Annotated in this window: 13 protein-coding genes; 12 read left to right on the top strand and 1 reads right to left on the bottom strand. The window is 57.2% G+C overall.

Translation table 11 applies throughout. The features are described from left to right. The first annotated feature begins 29 nt into the window (after nt 1–29). The 12 genes from ACRZ9U_RS03655 to ACRZ9U_RS03600 all read left to right on the top strand — a co-directional run bounded on the left by ACRZ9U_RS03655 (nt 30) and on the right by ACRZ9U_RS03600 (nt 13,125). Nucleotides 30–1,220, top strand: a complete 1,191-nt coding sequence (locus ACRZ9U_RS03655; protein WP_170401634.1) for a toxic anion resistance protein — start codon at nt 30–32, stop codon at nt 1,218–1,220. Further along, nucleotides 1,220–2,191 carry a DUF2927 domain-containing protein gene (locus ACRZ9U_RS03650; RefSeq protein WP_170401636.1) on the top strand — a complete coding sequence of 324 codons (972 nt, stop codon included), beginning with the start codon at nt 1,220–1,222 and terminating at the stop codon, nt 2,189–2,191. The genes ACRZ9U_RS03655 and ACRZ9U_RS03650 overlap by 1 nt, the downstream gene beginning before the upstream one ends. Before the next feature lie 22 nt (nt 2,192–2,213). Further along, a complete protein-coding gene (locus ACRZ9U_RS03645; protein WP_170401638.1) occupies nt 2,214–3,362 on the top strand; it encodes an SPFH domain-containing protein in 1,149 nt (382 codons plus the stop codon). A gap of 35 nt (nt 3,363–3,397) precedes the next feature. Next, on the top strand, nt 3,398–4,489 hold the full coding sequence (locus ACRZ9U_RS03640) for a TFIIB-type zinc finger domain-containing protein (RefSeq protein ID WP_170392249.1): 1,092 nt from the start codon (nt 3,398–3,400) through the stop codon (nt 4,487–4,489). Nucleotides 4,490–4,552: 63 nt separating this feature from the next. Further along, the gene (locus tag ACRZ9U_RS03635) at nt 4,553–5,221 is read left to right on the top strand and encodes a nitroreductase (protein ID WP_170401643.1); all 669 of its coding nucleotides are present in this window, start codon (nt 4,553–4,555) and stop codon (nt 5,219–5,221) included. Nucleotides 5,222–5,243: 22 nt separating this feature from the next. Continuing rightward, nucleotides 5,244–5,681, top strand: coding sequence for a D-aminoacyl-tRNA deacylase (gene dtd, locus ACRZ9U_RS03630; RefSeq protein ID WP_170401646.1), 438 nt, complete (start codon nt 5,244–5,246; stop codon nt 5,679–5,681). Continuing rightward, nucleotides 5,681–6,784: a DUF4147 domain-containing protein gene (locus tag ACRZ9U_RS03625; RefSeq protein WP_170401649.1), complete on the top strand. Its 1,104-nt coding sequence runs from the start codon at nt 5,681–5,683 to the stop codon at nt 6,782–6,784. Before dtd ends, ACRZ9U_RS03625 begins: the two co-directional genes overlap by 1 nt. Before the next feature lie 334 nt (nt 6,785–7,118). Then, entirely contained in the window at nt 7,119–8,705 is a 1,587-nt protein-coding gene (locus tag ACRZ9U_RS03620) for an ABC transporter substrate-binding protein (protein ID WP_170401652.1), read from the top strand. Between the two features lie 15 nt (nt 8,706–8,720). Next, nucleotides 8,721–9,677 carry an ABC transporter permease gene (locus tag ACRZ9U_RS03615; protein WP_170392259.1) on the top strand — a complete coding sequence of 319 codons (957 nt, stop codon included), beginning with the start codon at nt 8,721–8,723 and terminating at the stop codon, nt 9,675–9,677. Beyond that, complete coding sequence (locus ACRZ9U_RS03610; protein WP_170402849.1) at nt 9,677–10,492, top strand: ABC transporter permease; 816 nt, start codon at nt 9,677–9,679, stop codon at nt 10,490–10,492. Before ACRZ9U_RS03615 ends, ACRZ9U_RS03610 begins: the two co-directional genes overlap by 1 nt. Beyond that, complete coding sequence (locus ACRZ9U_RS03605; RefSeq protein WP_170392262.1) at nt 10,489–12,126, top strand: ABC transporter ATP-binding protein; 1,638 nt, start codon at nt 10,489–10,491, stop codon at nt 12,124–12,126. Before ACRZ9U_RS03610 ends, ACRZ9U_RS03605 begins: the two co-directional genes overlap by 4 nt. Nucleotides 12,127–12,288: 162 nt before the next feature. Continuing rightward, nucleotides 12,289–13,125 (top strand): alkaline phosphatase family protein, encoded by an 837-nt coding sequence (locus ACRZ9U_RS03600; RefSeq protein WP_170401655.1) that lies wholly within the window; start codon nt 12,289–12,291, stop codon nt 13,123–13,125. Nucleotides 13,126–13,131: 6 nt separating this feature from the next. On the opposite strand, the gene ACRZ9U_RS03595 is transcribed toward ACRZ9U_RS03600, so the two are convergent. Beyond that, the gene (locus ACRZ9U_RS03595; RefSeq protein ID WP_480901304.1) at nt 13,132–14,055 is read right to left on the bottom strand and encodes an alpha/beta hydrolase; all 924 of its coding nucleotides are present in this window, start codon (nt 14,053–14,055) and stop codon (nt 13,132–13,134) included. Nucleotides 14,056–14,065: the final 10 nt, after the last annotated feature.

Raw genomic sequence — 14,065 nt, 5'->3', positions numbered from 1 at the left:
CCGGCTTTTATGTAAGCGAGGATTACCCCATGTCCGATGAGATTAAAAACAAGGCAGTCGAGGCTGAAACGCTGGTGCAGGAAGTCACCGCCGTAGCCCTCCCCGAGCCGCAGGCCGAGATTGTCCCGTTGGAAGAGGCCGACGAACCGGTTGGTGCCGAGATCCGCAAGCGGATGGGTGAGATCGACATGGGCGACACAAACTCGATCGTCTCGTTCGGATCATCCGCACAGGCGGAATTGCAAGAGATCAGTCAGGCCATGCTGGCCGACGTGCGCAACAAGGATGTGGGCCCGGCGGGTGACAGCCTTCGCAATATCGTAACAACGATCCGGGGGTTTTCAGTCAGCGAACTGGATGTGCGTCGCGAACGCAGTTGGTGGGAAAAACTGCTGGGCCGCGCTGCACCCTTTGCCAAGTTCACAGCGCAGTATGAAGACGTTCAAAGCCAGATCGACCGGATCACTGATGATCTTCTGGGGCATGAGCATACACTGCTGAAAGATATCAAGTCTTTGGATCTGCTGTACGAAAAAACGCTGGAGTTCTACGACGAACTCGCACTTTACATCGCAGCGGGAGAGGAGAAGCTGACCGAGCTGGACAGCCACGACATTCCTGAAAAAGAGGCCGAGGTTCAGGCCGCGCCCGAAGACCAACAGGTGATGGAAGCGCAGGAATTGCGCGACTTGCGTGCCGCGCGCGATGATCTGGAACGCCGGGTCCACGACCTGAAGCTTACCCGTCAGGTGACGATGCAATCGCTGCCCTCCATCCGTCTGGTGCAGGAAAATGACAAGTCGCTGGTGACCAAGATCAACTCGACCCTCGTCAACACAGTACCGCTCTGGGAAACCCAGCTGGCACAAGCTGTCACCATACAGCGCAGTGCCGAGGCCGCCGCTGCCGTACGTGATGCCAATGATCTGACCAATGAATTGCTGACCTCGAACGCCGCCAACTTGCGCGAATCCAACAAAATGATCCGCGAAGAGATGGAGCGTGGCGTCTTCGATATCGAAGCCGTCAAACAAGCCAATGCAGACCTGATCGGCACCATCAACGAAAGCCTCGCCATTGCAGACGAAGGCAAGGCCAAACGCGCCGCAGCCGAGGAAGAACTGAAGAAGATGGAGGCCGAATTGCGCGACACGCTCGCCTCGGCCAAGGCGCGACAGGACGGGATCGGCGACAATGCCGGAACGGCTGTTCCCGGATAATGGAAACAGCGGGCGTGCGGCCATTTCATCGCGCTAAGATTGCAGTATTGGGCTTGTCGCTGCTGGCATTTGCTGGCTGCGATGAGGCATTGACGACGACGATCGCTCCTGAACCTCAACCTGCCCAGCCGCAAGGCCTGAGCAATGCATATCAAGCGCCCTCACCAGCGAGCCTTGATCTCGCGCGATACTATGAAAGCGTACAAAACAACTTGCTGACGCGCGGGTTGCTGAGAACCGATGGCGGTGGCCCTGATACGCCCTATGATGCCGATGATCTGGCCCGGAACTTTGAGACCATAGCGTTTTATAATGAATATCCGGGGCAAGGCGTTGCCAGCGGCAGCAGCCGCACCAGCCGACAGCTTAGTCGCTGGTCGTCGCCGGTTCGCATAAAGCCCGAGTTTGGTCCATCGGTTGCACCTGAAGTCCGCCAGCAAGAGACCGCCCGAATTGGCGCCTACGCCAACCGCTTGTCGCGGCTCACTGGACACCCGGTCTCAACCACCACCCGGAATGCAAATTTCCACGTCTTCGTGGCGGGTGAAGATGATACCGCTTATGTGCAAGCCCGGCTGCGACAACTGATCCCGGGCATAGGGCAGGCACAACTTGACCTCTTCGACAAACTGCCGCGCTCTTTCTATTGCTTTGTATTCGCTTCGGCGTCGAACAGCGCGCCACAGACATATACCCGGGCTGTTGCCCTGATCCGGGCGGAACATCCCGATCTGGTGCGCCTGAGTTGCGTCCACGAAGAGATCGCTCAGGGATTGGGGCTGCCGAATGACAGCCCGTCTGCCCGGCCATCAATCTTCAACGATGACGACGAGTTCGCCCTGCTGACAAGTCATGACGAAAAGCTGCTGACCATCCTTTATGACCCGCGCCTTAAGGCTGGCATGACCGCTGAAGAAGCGCGCCCGGTGGTCCGTATCATTGCACGCGAATTGATGGGGCAGTCGCTCTGACCCCGAAGACAGGAGAAATCCAATGGGAATTTTTGATTTTCTGACCGGCGAATTTATCGACGTCATCCACTGGGTCGACGATACGCGCGACACGATGGTCTGGCGGTTCGAGCGTGAAGGACACGAGATCAAATACGGCGCCAAGCTGACCGTGCGCGAAGGTCAAGCGGCGGTCTTTGTGCATGAAGGGCAGTTGGCGGATGTCTTCACCCCAGGTCTCTACATGCTTGAGACAAACAACATGCCGATCATGACGACGCTGCAGCATTGGGATCACGGCTTTCAGTCTCCATTCAAGTCTGAAATTTACTTCGTTAACACGACCCGGTTCAATGACCTGAAATGGGGCACCAAGAACCCGATCATGCTGCGCGATCCCGAGTTTGGGCCAACACGCATCCGGGCCTTCGGCACCTATACAGTGCGGGTCAAGGACCCGGCGAAATTCCTAGTAGAGATCGTAGGCACCGATGGTGAATTCACCATGGACGAGATCAGCTTTCAGATCAGAAACATCATCGTGCAGGAATTCAGCCGCGTCATCGCAGGCTCGGGCATTCCAGTTCTCGATATGGCGGCGAACACCGCCGATCTGGGCAAGTTGATCGCGGCTGAGGTGTCCCCGGTGTTGGACGGGTATGGCTTGAGCATGCCCGAATTCTATATCGAAAACATCTCACTGCCGCCTGCGGTCGAAGCTGCGCTGGACAAACGCACGTCCATGGGCTTGGCGGGCGATCTGGGTAAATTCACGCAGTATTCCGCAGCCGAAGCGATGACTGCGGCAGCCAACAACCCTGGCCAGGGTGGCGGCATGGGCGCGGGTCTTGGCATGGGAATGGGCATGGCGATGGCGCAGCAGATGTCGAACATGGCAGCGGGTCAGCCGAGCGGCCCTTGGGGCGGTTCCGCCCCCGCTGCCCCGCAAGCCGCAGCGCCTGCGGCACCGCCACCCCCGCCACCCGTCGAGCACGTGTGGCATATCGCGGTGGATGGCCAGACCAGCGGGCCGTTCTCCAAGGCCAAGATGGGTCGTATGGCAACCGATGGTGAAATCACGCGTGATACCCACGTTTGGACCGCCGGACAGGACGGCTGGAAGAAGGCAGGCGACGTGCAGGAGTTGGCGCAGCTGTTCACGATTTTACCGCCGCCGCCTCCGGGCGCGTGATCTGACATTTGGTAACCTGATTTCGAGGTTCTGTCATGGCGAAAGACGAACACCGTTTCCCCTGTGACCAATGCGGGGCGGATTATCGGTTCAATCCCGGTGACGGAACGCTGACCTGCGATCATTGTGGCAACACCAGAACGATCGGTGCTGGCCCATGGGGTGGTGCGAGTCTGCGAGAGCTGGATTTCGACGCCGCCATCGCGGATCGCTTGCCTGACAGCGAGATTGAAGAAACCCGTGTTCTGACCTGTCCGAACTGCGCGGCTCAGGTTGAGTTTGATCCGAACACCCATGCTGCGGAGTGCCCGTTCTGTGCCACTCCGGTAGTGACCGATACAGGCGTCAGCCGCCATATCAAACCTCGCGGAGTGTTGCCCTTTGCACTGGATGAACGCTCGGCCCACAAGGCAATGGGGGATTGGCTGGGCCGACTGTGGTTTGCACCCAACGGGTTGAAGGAATACGCCCGAAAGGGACGCAAGATGCAGGGCATTTATGTCCCGTATTGGACCTTCGACGCTGATACCAAGTCGAGCTATCGTGGGGAACGCGGTGTGGTGTATTACGAAACTCGCACTGTGATGCGCGATGGAAAGCGCGTGCAGCAACAGGTTCCCAAAGTACGCTGGACTCCAAAATCCGGACGGGTCGCAAGGTTCTTTGACGATGTTCTGGTTTTGGCGTCTCAATCGCTGCCCAAATCCTATACCGATGCGCTGGAGCCATGGGACCTGCCTGCGCTTGAGCCATACCAGCCGGAATATCTGGCCGGTTTCCGCGCCGAGGCTTACACGGTCGAACTGCGAGAAGGTTATCAAGAGGCCCGCGCACATATGGCACGGGTGATCGAGCGTGACGTGCGCTTCGATATCGGAGGTGATCGTCAGCGCATTCACGCTGTCGACACCGAAGTGCGAGATGTCACATTCAAACACATCCTTTTGCCGGTTTGGATGGCGGCCTACAAATACCGCGGCCAGACCTATCGTTTTGTGGTCAATGGCCGGACCGGCCGCGTTCAGGGTGAGCGTCCCTGGTCCGCAATCAAGATTACGATCGCCGTGGTTCTGGGCCTTCTCGTTGCGGCCGGCGTCGGGTATCTGGTGGCAACTGGACAGCAATAAAGCTGATAAGCAGAGCACGCTCATGGAACCTACTCCTCGGCATGCCTGAAAGGAGATGTTGAATTGCACCTTGACGCTCTGAACGCGCTCTTGGCCGATCGTTTTTCTTGCCGTGCCTTTCGCACGGACTTGGTGCCTCGCGAACAGATTGAACAGATTGTCGCCAGTGCTGCGCGTGTTCCAAGCTGGTGCAACGCGCAACCCTGGCAAGTCGTCATCACCAGCGGGGCCGAGACAGACCATTTTCGGGACGCGTTGCAACACGAAGCCTCGCACGTTGCGCCTGCTCCGGACCTACCCTTTCCAACCGGCTATTCTGGTGTTTATCAAGAGCGCCGTCGCGCCTGTGGCTGGGCCCTCTACAAAGCGGTTGGTATCGAAAAAGGTGATCGCAGGGCCTCGGCGCAACAGATGATGGAAAACTATGCTCTGTTCGGCGCCCCACATTGCGCCATACTGTCCAGCCCGGCTGAACTGGGCCCTTACGGCGCGATGGATTGTGGTGGCTTCGTGACCGCATTTTCACTGGCGGCGCAGGCCCTTGGTGTGGCTTGTATCCCGCAGGCAGCGGTAGCGGCACATGGCGCATTTCTTCACCGTTATTTCGGGATATCAGAAGATCGCTTGATTCTGTGCGCGATTTCGTTCGGATATGCGGATATGGATCACCCGGCGAACGCGTTCAGAACGGAACGTGCCGCGCTGGATGAAGTGATCGATTGGCACGAATAGCAATAAAATACAGGATCTGCAGATGCGCGCCTTACTTCAAAGAATTTCCAGTGCCTCGGTCAAAGTCGGTGGAACAGTCATCGGGCGATCGGGCCCCGGATTGATGATTCTGGTTTGTGCGATGCAGGGGGATGGAGAGAAACAAGCTGATCAATTGGCTGAAAAGATCGCAAAGCTCCGTATCTTCAAAGACGACGCGGGAAAGATGAACCGGTCGATATTGGACATTGAGGGCTCGGCCCTGGTGGTCAGCCAGTTCACCTTGGCAGCTGACACATCGCGTGGAAACAGGCCTGGGTTTTCCGGGGCCGCCCCGGCGGCTGAGGGCGAACACCTCTACGAGGCGTTTGTACACAACCTTTCATCGCGGGGCATTCCGGTTGAGACAGGTGCGTTCGGAGCTGACATGGCGGTAGAGTTGGTCAATGACGGACCAGTCACAATTTGGATGGAAAGCTGATGCAGAGTTCGCAAAAGGCACAGGACATTTGGCGCGCAGGCGTGGCGGCGGTTGATGGATATCGCGCAACGCTGGAGGCCACTCAGGCGATCGAAGCCCCAGATCAGATATTGGCCGTTGGAAAAGCCGCAGGGGCCATGGCCCGTGCCGCCGTCGAACGGTTTGGCCCAGTGCCCACTCTGGTGGTTACCAAGGATGGCCATGGCCACGACCTGCCTAAGCATATTGTGGTGATTGAAGCTGCACACCCGGTTCCCGATGCCCGCAGTCTGAAGGGTGGGCAGGCATTGCGCGAAACGGTTGAGGCGATGAAACCCAACAGCAAGCTGCTTCTGCTAGTTTCGGGAGGGGCTTCTTCGCTTGCCGAGGACCTCGTGGCCGGTGCGACATTGGATGATCTTGAGGCCCTCAACCAAAGACTGCTGAGTGAAGGCCTCGACATCGGTGCAATGAACACGGAACGGCGCAAGCTGTCCCGGATCAAGGGTGGCGGTTTGTTGTCGGCATTCTCGGGGAAAAGCGTGATCGTTCTGGCGATCTCGGACGTCCCGGGTGATGATCTGGGTGTTATTGGCTCCGGTATCGGATCGTCGCCTGAAGAACCGGAGTTTTCTGCCCACACCGCGATAATCGCATCAAACGCACACGCGCGCGACGCTGCAGCAATTGCGGCCGAGAACTCAGGCATCAAGGTCCTCGACAACGAGGAAGCGATGCACGATGACTATCTCTCGGTTGCAGCTAAATTAGGAGATCGGCTGCGGAATATGCCCAAGGGCGCCATGGTATTTGGCGGCGAACCAACCGTGGTCCTACCTGATGCGCCAGGGCGCGGTGGGCGCAATCAGGCCCTTGCTCTAGCACTCGCGCGCGAAATCGCAGGGCAATCTGATTTGACCGTCATCGTCGGAGGAACAGATGGCACCGACGGGCCAACAGATGCAGCAGGCGCCATCGTTACCGGCGACACTTGGTCTGATAAGGCGCAAGCGTATCTGGACAATGCAGATAGCGGCAGTTTCCTCGACAAGGCGGGGGCGCTGTTGGTCACGGGACCCACGGGGACAAACGTAATGGATCTGATTGTTGCAATAAAAAACTGATCCGGGACCCTGACCCCACCCATCCGAAAAACCCACCCGATAGAATCACTTAGAGGCCGGACTGGCGTTTGATCTGTGGAACGAAAGTTCATGCAAAACTGACCAGGCAACTATCGGATAATTTGTTCAGGTCAGAGTAAGTAGTTAGGAATAAGGGGTTTTGGATTTCCAAAGGCTCATAACAAGATCATCTGGCGCGATCAAAGGCGGAACCTCCCCATTATTTCAAGAGATTTGCACTTGCCCGCTGCCCTGAATTGCACCTAAGTTGACTCATGCGTCAATAAAAAGCCCACCAACGGGCTGAACATCCTATCAACTGGGAGAAATCTGGATGAACGAACAACTCACTCACATGTCAAAGCAGGTCACAGCTGGAAAGCTGACCCGCCGTGAATTCATGGGTAAAGCAGCGGCACTGGGTGTCTCGGCCGCAATGGCAAGCACTATGTTTGCCGATGCCGCACGTGCCGCTGGTCCGAAAAAGGGCGGCGATCTGAAATTCGGTTTGCAGGGTGGTGAATCGACCAACTCACTTGATCCGGCAACCTACGCAAGCTCAGTCCCGTTCCAGAACGGCAAGCAGTTCGGAGACCAACTGGTCGAAGTGGCGCCCGACGGAACCATCGAACCGCGCCTGGCTGAAAGCGTCGAAGGAAGTGCAGACGCGAAAGTTTGGACGTTCAAGCTGCGTCAAGGGGTTGAGTTCCACAACGGCAAGACCATGACCAGCGAAGACGTGCTGAAAACTATGCAGCGCCACTCGAACGAAGATTCCAAATCAGGTGCCTTGGGCATCATGAAAGGCATCGAGTCGATGAAGGCCGATGGAGATAATTTCCAGGTCACACTGACCGAGCCGAACGCCGACCTGCCGTATCTGATGGCCGACTATCACCTCATCATTCAGCCCGATGGCGGCATGGATAATCCGGCGGCAGGTATCGGCACCGGCCCGTACAAACTAGAAGTGGACGAACCCGGCGTCCGCCACTTGTTCACCAAGAACGAAAACCACTGGAACAGCGATTTCGGCAATTTTGACAGCGTAGAAGTTGTTGTGATCAACGATGCGACGGCACGGACCGCTGCACTGCAGTCCGGACAGGTCCACGCCGTCAACCGCGTTGAACCCAAAGTTGCCGACCTGTTGGGCCGTGCGCCTAACCTGACGGTGCATTCAACCGCTGGTCGCGGTCACTATGTCTTCATCATGCATTGCGACACGGCTCCGTTTGATAACAATGAACTGCGCACCGCACTGAAGTACGCCATCAACCGCGCGGAATTGGTTGACAAAGTTCTGCGCGGCTATGGCTCGATCGGGAATGATATGCCGATCAATTCAGCCTATCCATTGTTTGATGAAACCATCGAACAGCGCGAGTTCAGCGTTGAAAAGGCTGCAGAGCACTATAAGAAATCTGGACATGATGGCTCTCCGATTATTTTGCGCGTTGCCGATGGTGCGTTCCCAGGTGCTGTAGATGCTGCTGCTCTGTTCCAGCAGACTGCAGCACAGGCTGGAATTCCGCTTGAAATCAAGCGTGAGCCCAATGATGGCTACTGGTCCGAGGTTTGGAACGTTCAACCCTTCTGTGCGTCTTATTGGGGCGGCCGCCCGGTTCAGGACCAGATGTACTCGACTGCATATCTGTCGACCGCAGACTGGAATGACACAAGGTTTAAGGTTCAGGCGTTTGACGACTTATTGTTCGCGGCAAAGGCGGAACTCGACCCTGAGAAACGCAAAGCCATCTACAGCCAGATGGGTCAAATGGTCCGCAACGAAGGCGGCCTGATCTGTCCGATGTTCAACGACTTTGTCGAGGGCATCAGCAACCAACTGGACGGATGGGAATCTGACCCGACGCAAGAGATGATGAACGGCAACATATCCCGCAAAATGTGGTTCGTCTAAAACGGGCTACGGATAATGCATCCCATCATCAAATTGGTTTCCCAGCGCCTAGCGCTGGGACTCCTTTTGCTGCTCGGCGCTTCGGCCCTGATTTTCGGCCTAACCGAAGCCCTACCCGGAGACGCCGCGCAAGCCGTCCTGGGGCAGTCCGCAACTCCAGAGGCCTTGGCAAACCTACGCGAAGAAATGGGCCTGAACCGCCCTGCCCTTACACGCTATTTCGAGTGGTTGGGCGGCATACTTCAGGGTGACCTGGGTCAATCCCTGACCAACAAACTTGATATCTCCGAGAGTATTGGAAAACGCCTTGGGAACACTCTGTTCCTGGCTTGCGTGGCAGCAATAGTTTCCGTACCGCTTGCAATCTTTCTGGGGCTGCTTGCCGTGCGGTTCCGCAATCGCTGGCCCGACAAACTGATTTCAGCCATCACCCTGACGACGGTTTCGATCCCCGAATTTCTGATCGGTTATGTGGTGATCTACTATATCTCAGTGAAATTGGGATGGTTCTCGTCGCTTGCGATGATCAATGATTCTATGTCGTTTGGACAAAAGTTGAATGCAATCGCGCTACCTGCCTTTGTTCTGACGCTGGTCGTGCTGGCACAGATGATGCGCATGACGCGCGCGGCCATTCTGAACCTCATGCAATCGGCCTATATCGAAACCGCTGAATTGAAAGGCCTCAGCACATTTCAGGTTATTGCCCGCCATGCCTTTCCCAACGCGATTTCACCGATCGTGAACGTCGTCATGCTGAACCTGGCCTATCTGGTCGTGGGTGTTGTCGTGGTCGAGGTTGTGTTCGTCTATCCAGGTATGGGGCAATACCTTGTGGATGCCGTGACCAAACGTGATGTGCCGGTTGTTCTGGCCTGCGGCGTGGTGTTTGCGGCCGTTTATATCGGTCTGAACATGGTTGCAGATATCGTGTCGATCCTTGCCAACCCAAGACTGAGGCATCCGAAATGATAAAGAACATTCCTCTTTCGGCTCTGATTGGCCTTATCTTCACCTTCGCCTATTTCTTTGTGGCGATCGCCGCCCCGTTGATTGCACCCTATGGAATGGCAGAAGTCGTCGGCGACGTCTGGGAGCCGAGCAGCCCCGAACATCTGCTAGGCACTGACAATATCGGTCGCGATCTGCTGACCCGCATGATCTATGGCGGGCGCACGACAATCTTCATCGCGGCAGCGGCGACGCTGCTCAGCTTTCTGACCGGTACGTCGCTGGGCTTGCTGGCTGCTGTACTGGGCGGATGGGCTGATCAGGCGCTCAGCCGTACGGTGGATCTGATCATGTCAATCCCGACTCTGATCCTGGCACTGGTCATTCTGGCCATCGTTCCGGTGACCGTCCCGATCCTGATCCTTGTTATGGGCTTACTGGATGCCACTCGCCCGTATCGTCTATCGCGATCCGTAGCGGTGGACATCAACGTGATGGACTATGTTGAAGCCGCCAAGCTGCGCGGCGAAGGGCGCGCCTGGATCATCTTCCGGGAAATCCTGCCCAATGCGCTGTCGCCACTTGTGGCCGAATTCGGGCTACGGTTCATCTTCATGGTTCTGTTCATCTCGACCCTGTCGTTCCTGGGACTGGGCGTCCAGCCACCGCTGGCTGACTGGGGCGGTATCGTGAAAGAAAACAAGGATGGCATCGTCTATGGCATCGGCGCAGCGCTTTATCCCGCTGTGGCCATTGCGACGCTGGCAATCTCGGTCAACCTGGTGGCTGACTGGGTCCTGAATCGTACCACATCGCTGAAAGGAGGCCGGGGATGAGTGATGTCCTTCTCAAGGTCCGCGACCTCAAAATCGGCGCGACCGTCTATCCGCCGGGTGAAAAGCCCCATGACATCGAGATCGTGCACGGGGTCAGCTTTGACCTCGCGCCAGGCAAGGTGCTGGGTCTGATCGGCGAATCCGGGGCTGGCAAATCTACCATCGGTCTGGCCTCAATGGCCTATGGCCGTGGCGGTGTGAAAATCACCGGGGGCGAGGTTTGGGTAAACGGGCGTGATATCCTCAAGACATCTCATGGGGATATCCGCAAACTGCGCGGTGGTGAGGTAACATATGTTTCCCAATCCGCCGCCGCATCGTTCAACCCCGCAAAGAAGATCATGGATCAAGTGGTCGAGGCCGCAGTTGAGCAGAAGAAGTTTTCGCGCAAAGAGGCTGAAGCCCGCGCGCGTGAGCTTTTTGCCAAGCTGGGTCTGCCCGACCCTGACAATATCGGTGATCGTTACCCGCACCAGGTTTCGGGCGGACAGCTGCAGCGCTGCATGACGGCGCTGGCGCTTTGCCCTGAGCCTGATCTGGTGGTTTTTGACGAACCTACCACGGCACTGGACGTGACTACCCAAATCGATGTGCTGATGGCCATCAAAGACGCCATTCGCGACTCGGGCGTTGCCGCCTTGTATATCACCCATGATCTGGCAGTTGTGGCCCAGGTCAGTGATGACATCATGGTGCTGCGGATGGGCGATACGGTCGAATACGGAAATACCGATCAGATCATCAACCGCCCGCAAGAAGAGTACACACAGGCGCTGGTTTCGGTCCGCTCAATCGAGCACGAAGAGAAAAAACCAACTCCTGAACCCGTGCTGAGCGTCGATGGTATCACCGCGCGCTACAAAGGCTTGAACTTCGACGTGCTGCATAATGTCAACGTCGAGCTTCATCCGGGGCAGACACTGGCGGTTGTGGGTGAATCCGGGTCGGGCAAGTCTACGCTGGCACGGGTCATCACCGGGCTTCTTCCGCCCCGCGATGGTGAGATTACCTTTGCGGGCCGCAAGCTCAGCTCTGATCTGAAAGGCCGCACGCGTGAAGACCTGCGTGAGCTGCAAATGATCTACCAGATGGCCGACGTGGCAATGAACCCGCGTCAGACCGTCGGTACGATTATCGGCCGCCCACTCGAGTTCTACTTCAACATGCGCGGCGCCGAGAAACGCAAGCGGATCGTTGAGCTGCTGGATGAGATCGAACTGGGCGAGAAGTTCATCGATCGTTATCCGGCGGAACTGTCAGGTGGTCAAAAACAGCGTGTCTGTATCGCGCGATCGCTGGCAGCCAAGCCAAAGATGATCATCTGTGATGAGGTCACCTCGGCGCTCGACCCGTTGGTCGCGGACGGTATCCTCAAGCTGCTGCTGGATCTGCAAAAGATCGAGGATGTGGCATACCTGTTCATCACCCACGATCTGGCGACAGTCCGTGCGATCAGCGATAGTATCGCGGTGATGTACCAGGGTCGGGTGGTTCGCTACGGTCCCAAGAGTCAGGTGCTAAGCCCTCCGTTCGACGACTATACAGACTTGCTGCTTAGCTCGGTGCCTGAGATGCATCTTGGCTGGCTGGAAGAGGTTGTCGCCCACCGCAAAATGGAGAGCGCGGGGAACTGATCCGCGCCCTTCTCATAGAAACACCGAAGACCATTCAAATTCCCGGCGCTGTGAACACAAGCAGACGTCGGGATTTTGCTATTTGGGGCGCAAATGCGCAGCCATAGCCGGACGAATCTCATAGGTTCGCCGGAACGAATACTCAGAAACAAGGGCCGGAACATGGACCGCAAACTGCTTTTGATCATCCTCGACGGCGTCCCCTGGCGCAACTTTCGTCGACTGTTTGGCAATCTTGAAGGGTGGGTCGACAGCGGTGCTGCCCGGGTTTGGAAACTCCGCTCTGTGCTGCCCTCGACCTCTGCCAGCTGCTACGCCTCCATCCACACCGGGGTCACACCGCAAGAGCATGGCTGTACAGGCAACGGCAACGTCTTCCGACTAAGCCACAAGGACGTGTTCAGTCAGGTGCGTGAGGCAGGCGGTGTAACCGGCGCGGTCACCCACAGCTATTGGTCTCAATTCTTCAATCGCCACCCGTTCGACTACGTCCGCGATGTTGAATATGACGAGCCCGACAACCTGACAATCAACCATGGTCGCTTTCATTCAATGACGGGATATGGCAACGCCAACCAGATGACGCCAAGCGATGTCGATCTGTTTGCCTCGCTCACCAACCTGTGTCTGCGCTTCGGACTGGATTATGGCATCCTGCACACTTGCACACTGGACAGCATGGGGCATCGTTTCTTCCACGATTGCGCCGAGATGGACCATGCCTGTTTCGTCATGGACGAAATGCTGGCCCCATTCATTCCGCGTTGGCAGCAGTTGGGTTATGACGTCATCGTGACGGCTGATCATGGTCAGGACGAACGCGGCCATCACGGTGGTCGCAGCCCGTTGCAGCAGGAAACGGCGCTTTACTATTTTGGTGAGGCCAAAGGCCCTGAACCGGATACCGTGATCGACCAGCTTCAGCTAGCCCCAACCATACTTAAGCGTATGGGTGCGCCGGTGGCGGACACGATGAAAGCCAAGCCGTTCCTGACCTGACGCGGTTCAGTCGTAGGACCAAATCCCCTGCCCCAATGCCTCAATGGCCACGGAAATGCGTTCAAAGCTGTCCGCTGCGCGCCCGACAGATGTTCTGGCGCGTAGGTACCCATGGACCAAACCTGCCTCGTTGATGCATTGGGCTTGCCCACCTGCGGCTGTGATCCGGTCGCAATAAGCTTTCCCGTCATCGCGCAGCGGATCGCAATCGGCGGTCACCACCACCGTCGGCGGTAGCCCCGAGAAATCGACGTCATGCAACGGTGCATAGGTAGGATCGTTCTGGGGCGTGGTCCCTTGATACCGAACAGTCTCATAAAACCGGATATCGTCCAATGTCAGCAGCGGGGCATTGGCATGTTCGATATACGACCCCTGCGACATATCTCCGCCTAAGCCGGGATATATGAGGACCTGCCCCAGCACATTTTCCAACCGCCCCCGACCATGGTGCGAAACGGCTGCTGCCAGATTGCCACCCGCGCTGTCACCGGCGAGCACGATCGGCTCGCCGTATTCCTGAACCACCCAGTTCGTGGCGGTCCAGCTATCCTGAAACTGCTCCGGGTGCACATGCTCAGGGCACAACCGATAGTCGACCGAAACGATCCGATAGCCCGTCTGGGCGCAGAGTTCCGCACAGACATCATCGTGGCTATCCAAGCCCCCGACGACGAACCCACCACCATGTATGTAGACGACAGTCCGGGTGGGGTCACCGGCACTATAGATGCGAACAGGTACGCCATCGGCGGACCTGTCGCGCACCTCGATGCCAGGTGGGCGCGGCTGGCGGAAGTCCTGACACATCGCGTCATAGACCCGGCGTTGGTCAGCAATGGACATCTCTACTGTATCATCCGGATAGCTCTCGGCCGTGCGCCGGATGAAACCCCAGGTCTCCTCGTCGATCAGACGTTCATAGTCCATTGTTCCTCCG

The sequence above is a fragment of the Ruegeria sp. D7 genome (genome assembly GCF_056534355.1).
The sequence above is the reverse complement of the archived record's forward strand: the minus strand, read 5'-3'. Positions and strand labels throughout refer to the sequence as shown.